Origin of the sequence: Streptomyces sp. NPDC020299, from assembly GCF_044387825.1 — a bacterium.
Lineage (GTDB): Bacteria > Actinomycetota > Actinomycetes > Streptomycetales > Streptomycetaceae > Streptomyces.
This window is the reverse complement of sequence record NZ_JBIRWL010000010.1, coordinates 178,990-196,533: the sequence shown is the minus strand read 5'-3', so window position 1 is coordinate 196,533 and position 17,544 is coordinate 178,990. Positions and strand designations below refer to the sequence as shown.

16 protein-coding genes are annotated in these 17,544 nt (G+C 69.5%); 9 read left to right on the top strand and 7 right to left on the bottom strand.

What is annotated here, in order from left to right; genetic code table 11:
- The first annotated feature begins 35 nt into the window (after window positions 1-35).
- Window positions 36-1,022 (top strand): aldo/keto reductase, encoded by a 987-nt coding sequence (locus ACH45E_RS25515; RefSeq protein ID WP_361439839.1) that lies wholly within the window; start codon window positions 36-38, stop codon window positions 1,020-1,022.
- Between the two features lie 863 nt (window positions 1,023-1,885).
- Here ACH45E_RS25515 and ACH45E_RS25510 read toward each other — a convergent pair.
- The 3 genes from ACH45E_RS25510 to ACH45E_RS25500 are packed head-to-tail and all read right to left on the bottom strand — an operon-like array spanning window position 1,886 to window position 4,515.
- A complete protein-coding gene (locus tag ACH45E_RS25510) occupies window positions 1,886-2,416 on the bottom strand; it encodes a cupin domain-containing protein (RefSeq protein WP_361439836.1) in 531 nt (176 codons plus the stop codon).
- A 45-nt stretch (window positions 2,417-2,461) separates the two neighbouring features.
- Window positions 2,462-3,514 (bottom strand): aminoglycoside phosphotransferase family protein, encoded by a 1,053-nt coding sequence (locus ACH45E_RS25505; protein WP_361439833.1) that lies wholly within the window; start codon window positions 3,512-3,514, stop codon window positions 2,462-2,464.
- On the bottom strand, window positions 3,511-4,515 hold the full coding sequence (locus ACH45E_RS25500; RefSeq protein WP_361439830.1) for a C-terminal binding protein: 1,005 nt from the start codon (window positions 4,513-4,515) through the stop codon (window positions 3,511-3,513). The genes ACH45E_RS25505 and ACH45E_RS25500 overlap by 4 nt, the downstream gene beginning before the upstream one ends.
- 747 nt (window positions 4,516-5,262) lie before the next feature.
- On the opposite strand from ACH45E_RS25500, the gene ACH45E_RS25495 reads away from it, so the two are divergent.
- Complete coding sequence (locus ACH45E_RS25495) at window positions 5,263-6,531, top strand: MFS transporter (RefSeq protein ID WP_361439827.1); 1,269 nt, start codon at window positions 5,263-5,265, stop codon at window positions 6,529-6,531.
- Window positions 6,532-6,691: 160 nt separating this feature from the next.
- On the opposite strand, the gene ACH45E_RS25490 is transcribed toward ACH45E_RS25495, so the two are convergent.
- Window positions 6,692-7,516 carry a fumarylacetoacetate hydrolase family protein gene (locus tag ACH45E_RS25490; protein ID WP_361439824.1) on the bottom strand — a complete coding sequence of 275 codons (825 nt, stop codon included), beginning with the start codon at window positions 7,514-7,516 and terminating at the stop codon, window positions 6,692-6,694.
- Between the two features lie 140 nt (window positions 7,517-7,656).
- Between ACH45E_RS25490 and ACH45E_RS25485 the strand changes: the two genes are divergently transcribed.
- Window positions 7,657-8,688 carry a LacI family DNA-binding transcriptional regulator gene (locus ACH45E_RS25485; RefSeq protein WP_361439821.1) on the top strand — a complete coding sequence of 344 codons (1,032 nt, stop codon included), beginning with the start codon at window positions 7,657-7,659 and terminating at the stop codon, window positions 8,686-8,688.
- Window positions 8,689-8,808: 120 nt separating this feature from the next.
- Here ACH45E_RS25485 and ACH45E_RS25480 read toward each other — a convergent pair whose 3' ends face one another.
- Complete coding sequence (locus ACH45E_RS25480) at window positions 8,809-9,402, bottom strand: NAD(P)H-dependent oxidoreductase (protein WP_361439818.1); 594 nt, start codon at window positions 9,400-9,402, stop codon at window positions 8,809-8,811.
- 513 nt (window positions 9,403-9,915) lie between these two features.
- Between ACH45E_RS25480 and eno the strand changes: the two genes are divergently transcribed.
- The 6 genes from eno to ACH45E_RS25450 all read left to right on the top strand — a co-directional run bounded on the left by eno (window position 9,916) and on the right by ACH45E_RS25450 (window position 16,457).
- Complete coding sequence (eno, locus tag ACH45E_RS25475) at window positions 9,916-11,226, top strand: phosphopyruvate hydratase (protein ID WP_361439815.1); 1,311 nt, start codon at window positions 9,916-9,918, stop codon at window positions 11,224-11,226.
- Between the two features lie 58 nt (window positions 11,227-11,284).
- Window positions 11,285-12,298 carry a VOC family protein gene (locus tag ACH45E_RS25470; protein WP_361439812.1) on the top strand — a complete coding sequence of 338 codons (1,014 nt, stop codon included), beginning with the start codon at window positions 11,285-11,287 and terminating at the stop codon, window positions 12,296-12,298.
- A 32-nt stretch (window positions 12,299-12,330) separates the two neighbouring features.
- A complete protein-coding gene (locus ACH45E_RS25465; RefSeq protein ID WP_361439809.1) occupies window positions 12,331-12,882 on the top strand; it encodes a carboxymuconolactone decarboxylase family protein in 552 nt (183 codons plus the stop codon).
- Between the two features lie 138 nt (window positions 12,883-13,020).
- The gene (locus ACH45E_RS25460; RefSeq protein ID WP_361439806.1) at window positions 13,021-14,118 is read left to right on the top strand and encodes an alcohol dehydrogenase catalytic domain-containing protein; all 1,098 of its coding nucleotides are present in this window, start codon (window positions 13,021-13,023) and stop codon (window positions 14,116-14,118) included.
- 160 nt (window positions 14,119-14,278) lie between these two features.
- Window positions 14,279-15,187 carry a LysR substrate-binding domain-containing protein gene (locus ACH45E_RS25455; protein WP_361439803.1) on the top strand — a complete coding sequence of 303 codons (909 nt, stop codon included), beginning with the start codon at window positions 14,279-14,281 and terminating at the stop codon, window positions 15,185-15,187.
- A 403-nt stretch (window positions 15,188-15,590) separates the two neighbouring features.
- Window positions 15,591-16,457 (top strand): 3-hydroxybutyryl-CoA dehydrogenase, encoded by an 867-nt coding sequence (locus ACH45E_RS25450; protein WP_361439800.1) that lies wholly within the window; start codon window positions 15,591-15,593, stop codon window positions 16,455-16,457.
- A 151-nt stretch (window positions 16,458-16,608) separates the two neighbouring features.
- On the opposite strand, the gene ACH45E_RS25445 is transcribed toward ACH45E_RS25450, so the two are convergent.
- Window positions 16,609-17,007, bottom strand: coding sequence for a helix-turn-helix domain-containing protein (locus ACH45E_RS25445; protein ID WP_361439797.1), 399 nt, complete (start codon window positions 17,005-17,007; stop codon window positions 16,609-16,611).
- A gap of 105 nt (window positions 17,008-17,112) precedes the next feature.
- Window positions 17,113-17,265, bottom strand: coding sequence for a hypothetical protein (locus ACH45E_RS25440; protein WP_361439794.1), 153 nt, complete (start codon window positions 17,263-17,265; stop codon window positions 17,113-17,115).
- Between the last annotated feature and the right edge of the window lie 279 nt (window positions 17,266-17,544).

Below are 17,544 nucleotides of genomic sequence, written 5' to 3'. Positions count from 1 at the left end.
GCCGATCGGGCGGTTGCCCGGCAAGGAGGAGAACGATGCACACACGAACTCTGGGACGGGACCTGCGCGTCTCCGCGATCGGGCTCGGCGCCATGGGCATGTCCCAGAGCTACGGCCCGAACCCCGGTGACCGAAAGGACATGGTCGCCGTACTCCGCGGCGCCGTCGACCGCGGGATCACGTTCTTCGACACCGCGGAGGTGTACGGCCCGTACGTCAACGAGGAACTCCTCGGAGAGGCCCTCGCCCCGCTGCGCGACCAGGTGGTGATCGCCACCAAGTTCGGGTTCCACATCGAGAACGGCGCGCCCGCCGGGCTCAACAGCCGCCCCGAGCAGATCCGCGCCGTGGCCGACGCCTCCCTCAGGCGCCTCGGAGTGGACACGATCGACCTGCTCTACCAGCACCGCGTCGACCCGGACGTACCGATCGAGGACGTCGCCGGGACGGTGGGCGAGCTGGTCCGAGAGGGCAAGGTGCGCTGCTTCGGACTCTCCGAGGCCAGTGCGCAGACCATTCGCCGCGCCCACGCCGTGCATCCGGTGACGGCGGTGCAGAGCGAGTACTCACTGTGGACCCGGGACCCCGAGCCGGAGGTGCTGCCCACGTGTGTGGCCCTCGGCATCGGCTTCGTGCCGTTCAGCCCGCTCGGCAAGGGATTCCTGACCGGGAAGGTGGACGCCTCGACATCGTTCACGGACGGCGACGTCCGCACCTCCATCCCCCGGTTCACCGTCGAGAACCGCGCGGCGAACCAGGCTCTCGTCGACCAGGTCGCGACGCTCGCCCAAGCCAAGGGCGCCACACCCGGCCAAGTCGCCCTCGCCTGGCTCCTCGCCCAGAACCCGTCGATCGTGCCGATCCCGGGGACACGGCGCCTGTCCCGCGTCGAGGAGAACATCGGCGCCACCGGGCTCCCGCTCTCCGCCGACGAACTGGCCGACCTGAACGAACTGGCCGGCCGGATCGGCGTGCAGGGCGACCGCTACAACGAGCACCACATGTCCCTGGTCGAGAAGTAACCGAGACTCGTAAGGCTTGCGGACCACCAGCACCGGTAGTGTCCGACAGCAGGGGGAGTCTCTGGGACTTTTCTGGGACTTTCAGCTGCGTCAAGGGGCACGAGTGTGAAACAACCGAAAGGCCATTCGCACAGGTCAGCGACCCGCGACCGCCCATTGCAGCAGGTCACGGCGTTGGCGGGTCTCTTCCGGGACATCTGACGGTCGTCAGGAAAAGCGCTGCCAAACCCCTCCTGACCTGCATAAACGCGAGTCGGGAGGGGAGGCTGCAGCGCCTCTGGGACTTTACTGGGACTTTTGGCCGGGACCGAAGGCTGCCGGTCGTTGCGCACTCGACGCGATGCGTCATCGGAAAGGTGTCAGCTTGAAGCGTCGAGGCCGAGAGTCCGTCCTGTTCCGGGCTGAGCAGACTGCGCCAACCAGATCACCCGGCGATCCACCCCCGCTCGCTCCGGACGCCGGCTCGCACGTCATGACCCTCGGGACGTCTTGGCCCGCCATAAGGGACTCATACCCTCCCGCCCACAGCACGCCGCGCCGACCCCGCCGGACGTCTCGGCCTCCGACGCCGCGGACCTCACGCTGTACCGGGAGAAGTTCCGCCGCCGTCTGCCGGAATCGCTGGACGAGAGGTACGGGCCGACCCACGGTGTCGCGGGCGCCGACCCGGGTCGGGGCGCCTTCGGACGTGACGGTGGTGGAGCTGGCGTCGGGCCATGGCCAGCAGCGGCCCCACGCGGGTCACCTGGCGGCGCAGCCGTACCCGGTCATCGAGCTCCGGCCCGCGGACCGAACTCCGACCCGTCCGGAGCCCGAGATCCGACACCGCCTCCTCACCGAGCACCATTTGCCACTCAGCCGCCTCACCCGTCATGTGGAGCGCCGATGAGGACGAAGGCCATCGTTGCCGGGCGGTCACTGCGGTTGCGCCAGGCATGGCGGGTGCCGTTCTGGATCACGATGTCCCCCGTCGAGAGCGGGGTGCAGTGGCCGTCGTCGAGTTCGAGGACGATCTCGCCCTGGAGCACGATGCCGTAGTCCACGGTCGGAGTCGTGTGCATGCCGTCGGGCTCGATGAGCTCCGCGATGCCGGGCGAGTCGGCCCGCTGCTCGCGGTCGAAGGCGACCGGGTCGAACGCCGGGTCGGCCATCGTGGCCTCCGGAGGGAAGGTCAGGACGATGAACCGCGTGCCGCCGGGCGCCGGGAGCAGGCTGGCGACCTTCGGCGTGGGGTCCTCCCCCGTCCGGCTGACCGGTTCCCCGAGGTCAGTGGCCCACGGCAGGCGGGACACCCAGCCCGGCAGGCTGGTGAACTCGCGGCTGCGCGGGACGGGGCCGTCGCTGACGACGACCGATCTTCCGTCCTCGTCATGGCCGGTGACGACTCTGCGCATGTGTCTCTCCTCGGTCGGTTCCGCCGGACGCGTCGAACCGGTCGGTCAGTCGGGCCGGTTACCGTCGGCCTCGGTCGGGGTCTCGATGGCCGTTGCCCAGGCGTCCAGGACGCCGGCCACCGTGGGTGCGGGCGCTCGCAGCAGGGCCGAGGCCACCGTGCGTACGAACAACTGGTGCCGGTCGTCCGTCAGATACTCGACCGGGGACTTGCCGTCCACGCGCGCGAGCAGCAGCGCCGGCAACAGGGACGCGGCCCGTGCCTCGATGTCGGGTCGGGGCTCCCAGTCGACGCACCGGGCGTATGCCTCGGCCAACGCACGGGCGGAGTGCAGGAGTTCGGCACGGCCACCTGGCACCACCAGGCTCTTGAGGAGCAGGTGGTTGATGCAGAAGGCGAGGTCGAAGGCCGGGTCTCCGTACCAGGCGCACTCCGCGTCCAGGAGGACGGGACCCGACGGGCCGACGAGGATGTTCTTCGGACTGACGTCGCCGTGCACCAGCGCCAGGTGTGTGGTGGCCGTGCGCTCGGAGAGGCTGTGGAGGATGTCGCTCAGGGCCGGGTGTGCAGCCGCGGTGGCGAGCAGGTACGGCTCGATGCGCAGCGCGTGGAAGTTGTCGTCGGTGGCGAACTCGGCGGCGAGGGCGGTGTCGCCCGCGCTCGCCGAGTGCAGAGCGCCGAGCGCCTCTCCGACGGCCGTCGCGGTCGCCACGTCCACCTCGCCGGCGAGAAGTTGGGCCTTCCACATCGGGTACTGCTCGGGAGGCAGGAACGCCATCGCGAAGAGGCCGGCTTCGGGGTCGTGGGCCAGCAGCTCCGGCACGCTTTCCGGCCGGTGCCGGGACGCGAACCGCATCCACGCCCATTCGTAGGCGTTGCGCGACACCGGCGCCTGCCAGTCGGCCGCGACCCGCAGTCGGGCCAGGGCCCGCTTGACGCAGAGGGAGCGCCCCGGCAGGTCCACCCGCCACAGGTCGGAGGAGACGCCGCCGGCCAGCGGCGTCCAGCGTGCGGCTTCGCCCGGCCCGGCGAGTTCGTGGGCGACCAGGAAGTCGGCCAGCACAGGGTCCGGGCTCGTCGGCGCGGAGGTCGGGCTCATCCCTGGTCACCCGGTCCGGCGGTCAGGTCGCGGGGGTTGTTGCGGGGGTGGGCCGGTGCCTCGCCCGCCAGGATCCGTACGACTTCCTCCGCGGCGCGGCGGCGCAGTTCCGTGACCGAGGCGTCGGAGGAGAAGGCGACGTGCGGGGTGATCAGCGCGCCGGGCTGGTCCAACAGGGGGGCAGGGACATGCGGTTCGGACTCCAGTACGTCGAAGGCGGCCGAGTCGAGGTGCCCGCTGTCGAGTGCCTTGACGACCGCGTCGGTGTCCACCAGGCCGCCTCGGCTGACGTTGACCAGGAGACCGCCCTGCTTCATCAGCGCCAGCTGCTCCGCGCCGATGATGTGGTGGGTGTCGGGTGTCAGGGGCACGTGGAGGATCACGACGTCGCTGCGGCGCAGCAGCTCCTCCAGACCGGTCAGCTCGACGCCGGGGGCGTCCTTCGGCGGGAAGGGGTCATGGGCCAGGATCCGGCAGCCGAACGCGTCGAGCTTGCGCGCGGTGGCCCGTCCGATACGTCCATAGCCGACGATGCCGCAGGTCAGCGTCGACAGCCGGCGAAGCCGGGCGCTCGCGGGGTCCCAGCGGCCGGCCCGGACCTCGCGGTCGAACACGGCCAGGCCCCGTGTCCAGGCCAGCACCATGCCGACGGCGTGGTCCGAGACCTCCTCGACGCAGTAGTCCGGGACGTTGGTGACCCACACGCCCCGCTCGGTGGCGGCGTCCACGGCGATGTTGTCGAGGCCGACGCCGAGTCTGGCCACGATCCGCAACTCCGGCGAGGCGCCGATCGCGGTGGCGGAGACGGGCGCCCAGCAGGTGAGGATCCCGGCGGGCCGGTGCTCGGCGACCAGCTCCTCGATCGCCTCGGCGGAGGCAGGCTCCGCGGGGCCGGTCACAAGGGTGTGGCCGGCCTCCTCGATGACCGATCGCTCGACGGAGTCGTCGGGCCAGGCGTAGTCGGTGAGCAGCACGGTGCCCAGGCGGCTCGGTGAAGTCATGGCAGGTCGTCCTCGCAGAATCGTACGGCCGCGACCGGCGGCCGGGCGTCATACCCGGCCGCGCCCGGTGAGCGGTTTTGATCGTCGCCCGCGAAGGGCCGACGGCCTGTCCGATAAGGCTGTCGGCCACCGCGGGCGGAGCGGACAGGGAAAGGGTCGCAGGGCTCGGTTCGGTTGCCGGCGCCCGCCGACTTGTGGTCGGTCCAGACGCCGCGGTACGTCCCTGGAACGGGTCACGAGATGCCGGGGCACGTCTCGTGACTCTGTCATAGCCACGCGATGCTAACGATAGCATTTGGAGGCTGAGGCGCGTCAAGGGCGCGGCGTGCGCCTATTCGACGAGACCCCACGGCAGGACTCTGCCGCGGGCGGGGAAAACGCTTACCGAGAGAGAAAGCGAGGAGTACCGAAGAAATCCGCTGTTCACGTCTTGACGCGCCCGACGCTTCCCTTCATGGTTTCTGCCAACGCCGACCATGTGACCGATAAGTGTCCGCACGAGGTCCGGCTGTCGAAGACGTCATAGCCACGGACGTCCCCGACGGGCGAAATCATGGGCTGAATTCCGCATGCGGTGTCCGACCGCGCGGCAGCTCGCGCCCCGATCCGCCAGTCGCCGACGACATCTCGCCGTCGCCGACGCGAGTCCGTGTTCAGCTCACCGCTTCTCGTCACCGCCCGTACCGCCCCGTACCGGCGATGGATCCTCCGCGGCCTGCCGCGGCCCATTCCCTCTCAGGAGCCGCTATGACTCACGCAGCGCAAGTCGACACCAGTACAGCGCCCATCGGCGAAGCACAGGAAAGCAGCCTCCCCTCCCTTTCCCGGGTCATGATCGGAGTGGGCTTCCTGCTGGTGGTCCTCTCCTACATGGTCAACGCGATGGACCGCCAGGTCTTCCCGCCGCTACTGCCCAACATCCGTGCGGAGTACGGGTTCTCGCTGGAGCAGGGTGGACTGCTGGCGACGAACTTCACCCTGGGGATGGCCCTGGCCGGCCTGCCCGCGGGCTACCTCCTGGACCGCTTCCGCCGCAAGACCGTGCTGCTGGTCAGCATGGTGATCTACTCGCTCGGCACGATGGCCACGCCGCTGGCGACCGGTCTCGCCGACATGACCCTGTACCGGGTCGTCTCGGGTTTCGGTGAGGGCATGCAGTCCGCCGCCATCTTCGCGGCGATCGGCGCCTTCTTCGCCCACCGGCGCGGTCTCGCCTTCGGCGTCATCGGCCTGGGCTACTCCGTCGGCGTGTTCATCGCCCCGCTCATCGGCGTCCGGCTGATGAGCATGCACGGCACCTGGCACTCGCCCTTCTACCTGTTCGGCACCGCCGGGCTGCTGATCGCCGCCGTCTCCCTGTTCCTGGTGAAAACCGGGCTGACGGAACGCTCCGCCGAGAGGGTCGTCTCGACCAGGACCTACGAGTACATGCCGGCCTCCGCCTACAACCGCAACACCCTCGCGCTGGCCGTCCACTCGGTCGTCAGCGGGGTGGCCATCTACGGGTTCCTCGGCCTCTACCCGACGTACCTCATCACCTCGCTGCACTACACCGCCGAGCAGGCCGCACTGTCCATGAGCTTCCTCGGCTTCGGCGGCATGACGGCCGTTCTCGGCGGCTGGCTCGGCGACCGCGTCAACCAGCGAACCCTGCTGATCGTGAGTCTGCTGGCCGTCTCCGCGATCAGCGCGTGCATCTACCAGACACAGGCCGGCGTCGGCGTGCAGTGCGTGTTCGCCTTCCTCATGGGCGCCTTCGGCCTGGGCTTCATCTATCCGAACACCAACAGCGCAATGCAGCGGGCGGTCCGCCCCGAGCAGATCGGACGCGCCTCCGGCCTCTTCGTCACCAGCTACTACGGCACGGCGGCGTTCTCGGGCCTGCTCTTCGCCGCCCTCGTGGACTCCTTCGGCTGGAGCCGGGCCGGGCTGCTGCAGGTGACGGTGCTGCCGCTGGTGGGCGTCGCCGCCCTCGCCTTCGTCCGCACCTCACGGTTCAACAACGCGGTCCGCTGACGGGTCGGCCCAGTTCCAATCTGTCACCCGTGTCGCACCAGCCCCCGGCCGGTGCGACACGGTGTCATTCCACCGGCAGGACAGGGGCACGACGCCGACCCACCAAAGGGCCTGTTCCACTGCTGAGCAGTGGAACAGGCCCTGGCGAGCGGCCGCCCGTTCAACGAGTCTCGGCCACGACCGGGTTGCGCAGGACACCGACGCCCTCGATCTCCACCTCGACCTCGTCTCCCGGGCGGATCGGACCGACGCCGGACGGCGTACCGGTCATGATCGCGTCTCCGGGCAGCAGCGTCAGATAGCGGCTGAGATAGGCGACGAGGTCGGGAACCGCGAGCAGTAGGTCGGCCGTGCTCGCGGACTGCATGACTGCGCCATTCACACGGGTGGTCAACGACAGCGCGGACGGATCGAGCTCGGTCGCGATGACCGGCCCCAGGGGAGCGAACGTGTCCTGCCCCTTGCCGATCAGCAGAGTTCCGAATTTACTTTCCTTGCGCTGGACGACGCGGTCGCTGACATCGTTTCCGCACGTATAGCCGAGGATGTACTCATGGGCCTCGGAAGGCTTCACATGGCGGGCTCCCTTTCCGATGACGACGACCAACTCGCCCTCGAAATGGATCAGTTCGCCGTCCGCCGGATAGACGATGGAATCCCCCGGACCGACAACGGCCGTACTCGGCTTCATGAAGCACACGGGAACTTCCGGGACGTCCCGGTCGGTCTCGTCGATGTGCGAGGCGTAGTTGTAGGCGAACCCGAAGATCCGCGGCCTTTCGAGTGGCGAGAGAACGACCACGTCGCCCACTTCGTCGACGTGCCCCGTAGGGGACAACCCGACGAAGGGGTCGCCCTCGAATCTGGCGATCCTGGTGTCACCGTCTTCGAATTCTCCGTAGTGGCGAACGCCGTCGACGGCATACCTGACGATCCGCAAGGGAACCTCCGCAACTAGGCAGTCGCGGGCGACTGCACGGCCCATCCAGCGATGCTAACGTTAGCACGAGGGTGATGATCAACCTTGGCTTCCTGCCTATCCGGCCGACACGGAGCGCAATGAGATTGCTATCGTTGGCACACGGAAAGTCGCGGACCCGAACCAGCCGATCGAGGGGCCTTCACGTGATCACGACCAAGGACATCGCCGAACGTCTCGGGATCTCCGTCTCCACGGTCGGCCGGGCGCTCTCCGACGATCCCCGCATCAGCGAGGAGACCAAGTTCCGGGTCCGCCAGGCCGCGTCCGAGATGGGGTACGTCGGCAACCGGGCAGCGCGGATGATGCGCGGAGCGTCCAGCAACGTGGTCGCGCTGGTGATCCCGGACATCCGCAACAGCTTCTACTCGACCATCGCCCACGAGCTGTCCAAGAACATGGAAGCCGAGGGCTTCCAGCTGATGCTCTCGGAGACCGACGACGACCGGATGGTGGAGCTGCGCCATCTGCGGGAGCTGTCCGCGAACCGCGTGGCCGGCGTCATCATCGTGCCCACCGCCCGCCCTCACGGCGACTCCGCGAAGCTGCTGCGGACGGTGCCGCACCTGCAACTGCTGCGCCGCCACCCCGCGCTGGGTTCGCAGTGGTTCGGCGTGGACGACCACGAGGCGCTGCGTCAGGCCACGGCTCACCTGGTGGCGCTGGGCCACACCGACATCGCGTACATGGGCGGCCCCGAGGAACTGCCCACGGGCGCGGAGCGGCTGCGCGGTTTCCGCAGCGCCCTGCGCGAAGGCGGCCTGCCGGACGACGCCGGGCGCACGGAGCTGTGGCCGCCCTCGTCCGTGGACCACGGCCGCCGGGCGACGCGCCGGCTGTTGAGCGGCCCGGACGCACCCACCGCGCTCGTCCTGGGGTCGACCCAGCTCACCCTGGGCGTCCTGAAGGAGCTTTCCGAGCAGGGCGTGCAGGTGCCCGGCGAACTGTCCGTCGTCGGGTTCGGGGACGAGCCGGGGTTCTCCTGGTGGGGGCCGGGACTCACCACGACCGGTCTGCCGATCCAGGAGATGGCCACCGGCTGCGCGCTGTGGCTGATGCGCCGCCTCAAGACCAAGCCGGACAACGACGGCCCGTACACCTCGGTCTCCCCTGGATCGCTGGTCGTGCGCGGCAGCACGGCGCCACCGCCGGAAAAGGCCCCCATCGGGCGCGGCTGAGCCTGCCTGACGCCGACCGGGCCCCTTACCGAGGAGCGAGATCCGTGGGCGGGCTCGCCCGCCGACGTGTGAAGGCGCCCGGAGCACATCGCTCCAGGCGCCTCCACATCCGCGATGCCATCAGCAAGTACCGCTGCGCAGCCGTCCCATGACGCGGGCGGTGCGCGCGAGTTCGTCGAGCATCTGCTCGGCGGCGGCCTCGTGTATCTTGCCGGGTCGGAAAAGACCGTCCTCGACGACTTCGCTCACGAACGGGATGCTCACGGTCGGGCCGATCGGCAGCATCCTGAGGTTCGCCACGACCTGCTTGGCCATCTGCACCGCCCGGGTGCCCGCCGAGACACCCCCGTAGCCGACGAACGCTGCCGGCTTGTGCTGCCACTCCACGACGAGGTAGTCCCACGCGTTCTTCAGCGGGGCCGGGAAGCCGCCGTTGTACTCCGGGGTGACGAAGACGAACGCGTCCGACGCGTCGACGATCCGGCTCCATTCCCGGGTGTGGCTCTTCGTGTACTGCCGCAGGGCCGGCGGATGCGGCTCGTCATAGAAGGGCAGAGCCAGTTCACGCAGGTCGACGAGGTGCGACTCGAATCCGTCGTACTGCGCGGCCCGGGAGGTGAACCAGTCGGCGATGGATCTGCCCACCCGACCGGGACGTGTGCTGGCGACGACCGTGGTGAGAATCATCGGCGTCACCGAGGGCTCGGATGCCATAGGGGGCTCGCTTTCGGTTTCGGCAACGATCCGGACGGACGGACCGCGCCCGCCTGCGCTGTCCGTCCGTCCAGGAAGAGCGCGGTCCGCCGGAGTATCCGTTGCCGGGGCACGACGGATTATGCGAACGATAGCACTCACCTTAGGACGAGCCAATACCGTAGAGACGCTCAGCGAACCGCCTCCAACAGCCCCTTGACAGGACCTCCGACTCTCCGGAGGATTGCGCTATCGTTAGCATTTCTGAGCCGTGATTGTCGAGCAACCCTCGCCATCGCCCGTCGGCGCCCGGACTTCCTCCTCGGCCCGCCACGACGACGAAGAGAGCCGTACGCCCCCTCCGCTCGTGTGCGGCACCGCAGTACCGAACCGGGTGCCACACCTGGGGTCCGCCGTCCGCCGGCAAGGGTTTTCCTCCGCCTCGTGCCGAGGGGCAGCCGTCCCACGCACGACAGGCACGGACACCGGCATCGCCCCCTCTCATGAACCAGAACTCCGAAAGGTCGCACCGCAATGACAGACACGCGGATCGCCAAGCTCCACGGCCGCAGGGTGTGGGACTCCCGCGGTCGGCCGACCGTCGAGGTCGAGGTCCACCTCGCGGACGGCGCGATCGGGCGGGCCATCGCGCCCGCCGGGGCCTCGATGGGCCAGGGCGAGGCGCTCGACCTGCGCGACGGCGGGGACCGCTTCGGAGGACTCGACGTCCAGCGCGCGGTGGCGTCGGTAAACCACGAGATCGCACCCGCCCTCCTCGGCCTCGCCACGGGCGACCAGGAAGCCGTCGACCGCCTCCTGGTCGACCTGGACGGAACCCCCGACCGCTGCCGTCTCGGCGGCAACGCGATCGTGGCCACATCCATGGCGGTCCTGCACGCAAGTGCCGCCTCGGCGGGCGTACCGCTGTGGCAGCACCTGGCGGACGGACGGCCGGTGCGCATCCCGCTGCCGGAGATCCAGATCTTCGGCGGCGGCGCCCACGCCGACCGCCGCGTCGACGTCCAGGACTTCATGGTGGTCTGCCCGGCGGCCCGGAGCTTCTCCGAGGCCCTGGACTGGACGGCGGAGATCTACCGGGCCGCCGGCAGCCTGATGCGCAAGGCGGGCAAGGCCCAGGGCGTCGCCGACGAGGGCGGATTCTGGCCTGCGTTCGACTCGAACGAGGAGGCGCTTGAGACGCTCACCCTGGCCATCGACACCGCGGGTTTCGCGCCCTCGATCCAGGTGGGCATCTCGCTGGACGTGGCGGCCTCGCAGTTCGGCGGCGCCGGGAAGTACACCCTGGCCCTGGATGACCGCACACTGGACACCGAAGCGCTGATCGACATGCTGGGCGGCTGGATCAGGCAGTACCCGATCCTGTCCGTCGAGGACCCGGTGGGCGAGGACGACCACGAAGGGATGATGGAGTTCACCCGGCGCCATGGCCGCCACTGCCAGGTGATCGGCGACGACTACCTCGTCACGAACGCCAAGCGGGTGGAGGCCGCGGCCACCGGCGGAGCGGCCAACGCCGTCCTCATCAAGCCGAACCAGGTCGGCACGGTCACGGAGGCGTTCCAGGCGCTTCAGGCCGGAAAGGAGGCGGGCTTCGGCACGATCGTCTCGGCCCGGTCCGGGGAGACCGAGGACATCACGATCGCCCATCTGAGCGTCGGCTGGGACGCCGGCCAGCTGAAGGTGGGGTCCTTCACCCGGTCCGAGCGAATGGCGAAGTGGAACGAGGTTCTGCGGATCGAGGAGTCCCTCGGCTCGTCAGCGGAATTCAGCGGATGGTCCGCGTTCCCCTTCGCCGACCCGGGGTCCTTTGCGGCCAGGCCGTAAACGGCTTCGAATATCACCGCCACCGAATTCCAGAGCCGATCCGAGTACGGAGACCAGCATGCTGCCACCCGTCAATCTGCGCCCGAGTTTCAACATCACCCGCTCCAGTCACGTCCGCCTCACGGTCGCCGACCTGGCCGAGAGCCGGAACTTCTACGTGAACGCGCTGGGCCTCGTCGTCAGCGACGAGGACGACCGCACCTGCTACCTCCGCGGTCTGGCCGAAGCCTGCCATCACAGCCTCGTGCTGGAGCGGGCCATCGAGGACGGCGAGGGCGCCGGATCGTGCAGGAGGGTCGGCTACCGGGTCTTCTTCGACGAGGACCTCGACATCGCGTACACGTGGTTCCGTGAGCGGGGACTGCCGGCCGAGTGGGTCGACGCGCCGTACCAGGGCCGCACCCTGCACGTCAGCGACCCCATCGGCACCCCACTCGAACTGTGCGCGCACATGGAGACCCGCCCGCGCCTGCACATCGACTTCGAGCACTACAAGGGCGCCCACGCGCAGCGGTTGGACCACTACCAGATCTTCGCGCCCGACACCTACGAGCTGTGCGCGTTCTACAGCGAACTCGGCTTCCGCAACTCGGAGTACCTGGAGCACGGCGACAAGCTGCTGGGCGCGTTCATGTACCGCAAGGGCACCTGCCTCGACCTTGCGATCGTGGAGAACACCGGGCCCGCCCTGCACCACTTCGCCTACACCGTCTCCGAGAGCCGCGACATCTTCACCGCCTGCGACTGGGCGGGCATCCTCGGCTACGGCGACGGCGTGGAGCGCGGCCCGGGACGGCACGGTCCGGGCGGCATGCTTTTCACCTACCTCCGAGACCCCGACGGGCACCGGGTCGAGGTCTTCAACAGCCACTACCAGACGATCGACACCGAGATCGAGCCCGTCCGCTGGGACGCGGCGTCGCTGAACACCAGCGCCCGCTGGGGCCTGCCGGCCCAGGAGAAGTGGTACTTCGAGGCATCCCCCTTCGTCGGCGTGCCGCAGATCCCGCCGGCCGAGCTGCCGAAGCCGATGTCGCTGGAGCGTTTCCTGCTGGAGCAGTCCGCTCCCTGACCTTTCCGCCCCCACGTCACCGAGGAGACGCCATGGCACGAGTGCCCTACCTGAGCCGCGAGGACGCGGACCCGGCGCAGAAACCCCTGTACGACCGGCTGGAGGCCGAACGCAAGGTACCGACGGCGAATATCTTCCTCGCCCTGACCAACGCGCCGGCCCAGCTGGACGCCTTCCTGACCTACGCCAACGCGCTGCGGGCCGCCGACCTCAGCCCTCGCTTGCGCGAACTGGCGATCCTGACCGTCGGGTACGCGACCCGGTCCGCCTACGAGGTCGCGCACCACCAGTCGCACGGTCTCAAGGCCGGGCTCACCGAGGAACAGCTCGCGGCGGTCGCCGACTTCGAGTCGTCCAGCCTGTTCGACGCGACGGAGAAGGCGGTGATGCGCCTCGCCAAGGAGTCCACGCTCCGGGTGGACGTCCCGGAGGAGACCTGGCGTGCCGCCGCCGACCTGCTGACGGACCGGCAGATGGTCGAACTGTCGTTGTCCATCGCCTGGTACAACTCCGGCGTCCGCATCATGGGGCTGCTGGACATCGACCTTGAGGACAATTACCCGAACCCGTTCCCGAAGTCGTAGCACTCGGCGCCGTAAGGGCCCCTCAATACGTGAGAAGTGACTGCCGAGCCGCCGGTCCGCCGCCTCGGTCGCCGAAAAGTTCCTCCGCCCCCCGACCATCGGGACGGAGTAGTTCCAAGGAGTATTTCAATGGCGAAAATGCTCGCTGCACGACTGCACGCGCTCGGTGAGCCGATGTCGATCGACAGCATCGACGTGCCCACCCCGCGGGCGACCGATGTGCTGGTGCGGGTCAAGGCGTGCGGGATCGTGCCGAACATGGCCAACGTGATCAACAACTGGCCCACCTGGTTCCCGCACCAGCCGCTGCCCAGGTTCCCCGCCGTCTTCGGCCTGGACACAGCGGGCGTGGTCGAAGCGGTCGGTGAGGCGGTGCTGCACACCAAACCCGGCGACCGGGTCTACGTGAACCCCCTGCGCGGGTGCGGCAGTTGCCAGGTGTGCCGGGGCGGTGAACTGAGCCGCTGCCGCTACTTCACGCTGAACGGCTACTTCAGCACCTCCCGCGACGGCCAGCGGATCTTCGACCTGTATCCGTACGGCGGTTTCGCCGAGTTCATGACCGCTCCGCAGTACTCGATCGTCAACATCCCGGACAACATGACGTTCGAGCAGGCCGGCAAGCTCGGCTACATCGGCACGTCCTACGGCGCCCTCAAGAACGCCGCGGCCGGCCCCGGCCAGGTCGCCCTCATCGACGGGGTCACGGGCACCCTCGGTGTCGCGTCGACCCTGCTCGCACTTGCCTCCGGCGCCTCCCGGGTCCTCGGGACCGGCCGCAACGAGGAACTCCTCAAGCGGGTCAAGGAGCTGGACCCGGACCGGATCGAGGTCTTCCGGCTCGGCGACGGCTCCACCGGCGACTGGGCCAAGTCCCGCACCGGCGGCGAGGGCGCGGACTACGTGATCAGCGCGCTGGGCGCCAAAGCCCCGGTGGAGACGATGCTCGACTCCATGCAGGGCGTCCGCCGCGGCGGCAGGGTCGTCAACGTCGGCGGTGTGGCCGACCGGCTGCCCGTGGACGTGAAGTGGCTCATGGACGAACAGGTCCAGCTGATCGGCTCCAACTGGTTCTCCACCGCGCAGGGGCAGGAAATCGCCGACATGGTGGCCACCGGCGCCCTGGACCTGTCGTACCTGCAGACCAAGCCCTTCCCGCTGGCCAGGGTCAACGAGGCGATCTCGGGACTCGAGGACCGCGACGGAGGCTTCAGCAACTACGTCGTCATCCCCTGAACCGCCGCCGGCCATGCTGCCGACGGCCCATACTCACCCCGCGGCGATCCTGTTCTGCCCTGACAACCGCCGCGGGGTGTGCTCACCACAGGCCGTACGCACAGCCCGTACACGCGAGCCCGTTCTCTCATCGGAACGGGCCGGCGGGATGGAGGATCCGATGGAACTGCGCTGGCTGGAATCGTTCGTCACCGTCGCGGAGGAACTGCACTTCGCGCGAGCGGCCGACCGTCTGCATCTGGCTCCCTCGGCACTCAGCGCCCAGGTCAGGGCACTGGAGTCACACCTCGGCGTGCGGCTGATCGACCGAGGACGGCGCACTCGCCCCGCGCTCACCGGCGCCGGGCTGCTGTTCCTCGAAGAGGCACGGCAGACCCTCGCCCAGGCCGCCCGAGCCGAGGCCGTGGGTCGGCGTGCCGGCCGCGGAGAACTGGGTCACGCCCAGATCGCGTACGTCGCCTCGGCGGCGTTCTCCGGGGTGCTCACCGACGTCCTCACCCGCTGCGCCGCCCCCGGCACCGAACTGACCGTGCAGGTACGTGAGTTGGAGACACCCGCGCAACTGGAGGCGCTGGTCTGCGGGGACATCGACGTCGGCTTCCTGCGCTTCAGGCCGGAGTACCCGCCCGAGGTCACGGCCACCGGTCTGCTCACCGAGGACGTCGTCCTGGCGCTGCCGGCCGGCGCCCCGCTGGCGGCGTACGAGGCGGTACCGGCGGCTCGACTGCGCGACGAGTGCTTCGTGGCTCCGCACTTCGACGAGGAGTACGGCTGCCGCGACCAGATCCTCGAAGTAGCGGAGCGGGGGGGCTTCAGCCCGCGGTGTGCTCCCCCGGTACGGGACTTCATCGCCGCGCTGACTCTGGTCGGCGGTGGTCTCGCGGTGGCCCTGGTCCCCGATTCGCTGCGTCGCGTGCACATTCCGGGGGTGGCCTACCGTCCGCTGGCCGACGTACCCCTGACGACCAGTCTGGTCGGCGCCTACCGCCGGGGGGAGACGTCGCCCGCGGTGCGCGGTGTCATCCGCCGGCTGCGGGAGGCGGCTGCCGCCACGGTCGCCGCAGGCTGAGCCCGCCGTCTTCCGGCGGGCGCCCGGCCACCGCGCCCGACACCCTGGCGAGGCGTCGGCACCCCGGGCGTCAACGCCTCGCAGAGCGGGCAGGTCCGCGGTCCCCACAGTCTGTCCAGAGCGCCTCGGCAGCCACACACACCCGGCTGGGAGGGCGCCGGCCTCGATGCCCGCGCCCTCTTCCTCGTGCTCGCGTCTCCGGCCGCCGAGCCCATCCCGGTCGTGATCGGGCCGACTCGTCGTGACACGGCAGGCCGACACCGGAGCGACGCATGTTTGTGCGCGGAAAACGCACCATCAGGGCAGGTCAGATGGGTTGTCCCAGCCTACGCTCGACATCGCACCACAGGCCGTCGCGGCGTCGGCTCACCGCCGCCGGACACAGGAACAGGCGGAGGAGCACATGACATCGATCAAGCACGTGGGCGTCGTAGGCGCCGGGCAGATGGGCCGGGGCATCACCGAGGTCTGCGCCCGGGCCGGGCTGCACGTCACGCTGTGCGATGTGACCGAGGACAGGGCCCGCGCCGGACTGGCGGGCGTCGCGGACTCCCTGCTCAAGGCGGAGAAGCGCGGCGCCATCGGCCCGGAGGACCGCGCACACGCCCTGGCCGGAATCTCGGTCACCGCCGACCTCTCCCGGCTGTCCGGCGCGGACCTGGTCATCGAAGCCGCTGTCGAGGACGAGCACGCCAAGACAGAGCTGTTCCAGCAGTTGGACAAGGTGGTCACCAACTCGTCCGCCGTATTGGCCAGCAACACCTCCTCGATCCCCATCGCCCGTCTCGCGGCCGCGACCGGACGGCCCCGGGCCGTGGTCGGCCTGCACTTCTTCAACCCGGTACCCGTCATGCCACTGGTCGAAGTGATCCCCTCGCTGCACACCTCCGAGGCCACGGAACAGCGGGTACACGCCTTCGCCGCCGAGACCCTGGGCAAGAAGACGATCGTCACCCAGGACCGCGCGGGCTTCGTGGTCAACTCCCTCCTGGTTCCCTATCTGCTGGCAGCCGTGCGCATGGTCAGCTCCGGCACCGCGACGGCGGAGGACATCGACACGGGCATGACCGCCGGCTGCGCCCACCCGATGGGCCCACTGCACCTCGCCGACCTCATCGGCCTGGACACCGTGGCGGCGATAGGCGAGGCCCTGTACGAGGAGTACCGGGAACCCCTCTACGCTCCTCCTCCGCTGCTGCGCCGCATGGTCGAGTCGGGCCTGCTGGGCCGCAAGTCGGGGCAGGGGTTCTTCAGCTACCAGGCGGTCTGAGGGCACCGGCCACGTGGTGTCCCGCAGGGCCGAGCACCGTGAGTCGGCAGTCGTCCGTCACTCTCACAGGCGCCCCGCACATCAGGTACAGCAGCCTTCAGGTGCGAAGAACAGGGCACCCCGGTCCGCCGCTGCGGTACGGCCGTTGACGTCATCGCCCAGCCGCCCGCGCCTCTCGTGGGCTCAGGCCGTAGGCCGCCTTGAAGGCATGGCTGAAGTGGGCCGGGTCGGCGAAGCCCCAGCGTCCGCCGATGGCGCCTACCGGAAGGTGATCCAGGGCCGGATCGGCGAGGTCGCGCCGGCACCGGGCCAGACGCTGTTCCCGGATCCAGCCCGAGACCGTGTGTCCCTGTTCGGCCAGCAACTTGTACAGGTAGCGGCGGGAGATGCGGTGGGCGGCCGCGATGCCCTCGGGGCTCAGCCCGGGGTCGGCGAGCCGCTGGGTTCCGGCGCCTGGCCGAGTGACGATCCGATGGCTGCCACGCGGGAGCTCGCCGGTCCCCCTCCGTACACGCGAGGCAGGTGGAGGAGTTCCCGCGTCGTTCCGCACCGGCAGCCGGACACTCTCAGGGCCGGTCGCCCCGGCACGGTGACGCGTTCGTTTCGGGACAGCCCGACACTCGGATGTGTCAACGGCATTGAGGCGACGGTCAGGCTAGAACAGGATGCTCGTCGTCCAGTCGGGCGGGAGCGGAGACGCGGTGACCGGCGGGGCGGCGGGCGGAGGCGGGGTGTGGCGGGGCGGTACGGAGGGCCGCAGGCCGAACAGTGAACCGGCGGCCTCCGCGAGTGCCGCAGCGCATCGCACCGCTGCCTCCTGCGGGACAGCCATCCGCCGCAGGGCCCCGGCGCACGCGTCCTCCACGAGGTCGAGCTGTCTCGACAGGTGGCGTCCATGGTGGTGCGGAACTCGGCAAGCCGGAGGGCCACGATCTCCTCCTGCCGCTCAGGCGTACGGTCGATCGCCAGATTGATCCCGGAGCGGCCCGGCCCGATCCGGGCGAACTGCCGCAGCCTGCTGCCGGTTCCCTCCGGCTCAAGCTCGAAGCGCCATGTGGCCAGGGGTTTCGCGGGGTCCGGAGCCGGG

What these genes read in the sequence shown, in the direction of transcription:
- ACH45E_RS25515 (WP_361439839.1), top strand. Translation starts at nt 36, where the DNA reads ATGCACACACGAACTCTGGGACGGGACCTGCGCGTCTCCGCGATCGGG.
- ACH45E_RS25510 (WP_361439836.1), bottom strand. Translation starts at nt 2,416, where the DNA reads ATGCGCAGAGTCGTCACCGGCCATGACGAGGACGGAAGATCGGTCGTC.
- ACH45E_RS25505 (WP_361439833.1), bottom strand. Translation starts at nt 3,514, where the DNA reads ATGAGCCCGACCTCCGCGCCGACGAGCCCGGACCCTGTGCTGGCCGAC.
- ACH45E_RS25500 (WP_361439830.1), bottom strand. Translation starts at nt 4,515, where the DNA reads ATGACTTCACCGAGCCGCCTGGGCACCGTGCTGCTCACCGACTACGCC.
- ACH45E_RS25495 (WP_361439827.1), top strand. Translation starts at nt 5,263, where the DNA reads ATGACTCACGCAGCGCAAGTCGACACCAGTACAGCGCCCATCGGCGAA.
- ACH45E_RS25490 (WP_361439824.1), bottom strand. Translation starts at nt 7,516, where the DNA reads ATGGGCCGTGCAGTCGCCCGCGACTGCCTAGTTGCGGAGGTTCCCTTG.
- ACH45E_RS25480 (WP_361439818.1), bottom strand. Translation starts at nt 9,402, where the DNA reads ATGGCATCCGAGCCCTCGGTGACGCCGATGATTCTCACCACGGTCGTC.
- eno (WP_361439815.1), top strand. Translation starts at nt 9,916, where the DNA reads ATGACAGACACGCGGATCGCCAAGCTCCACGGCCGCAGGGTGTGGGAC.
- ACH45E_RS25470 (WP_361439812.1), top strand. Translation starts at nt 11,285, where the DNA reads ATGCTGCCACCCGTCAATCTGCGCCCGAGTTTCAACATCACCCGCTCC.
- ACH45E_RS25465 (WP_361439809.1), top strand. Translation starts at nt 12,331, where the DNA reads ATGGCACGAGTGCCCTACCTGAGCCGCGAGGACGCGGACCCGGCGCAG.
- ACH45E_RS25460 (WP_361439806.1), top strand. Translation starts at nt 13,021, where the DNA reads ATGCTCGCTGCACGACTGCACGCGCTCGGTGAGCCGATGTCGATCGAC.
- ACH45E_RS25455 (WP_361439803.1), top strand. Translation starts at nt 14,279, where the DNA reads ATGGAACTGCGCTGGCTGGAATCGTTCGTCACCGTCGCGGAGGAACTG.
- ACH45E_RS25450 (WP_361439800.1), top strand. Translation starts at nt 15,591, where the DNA reads ATGACATCGATCAAGCACGTGGGCGTCGTAGGCGCCGGGCAGATGGGC.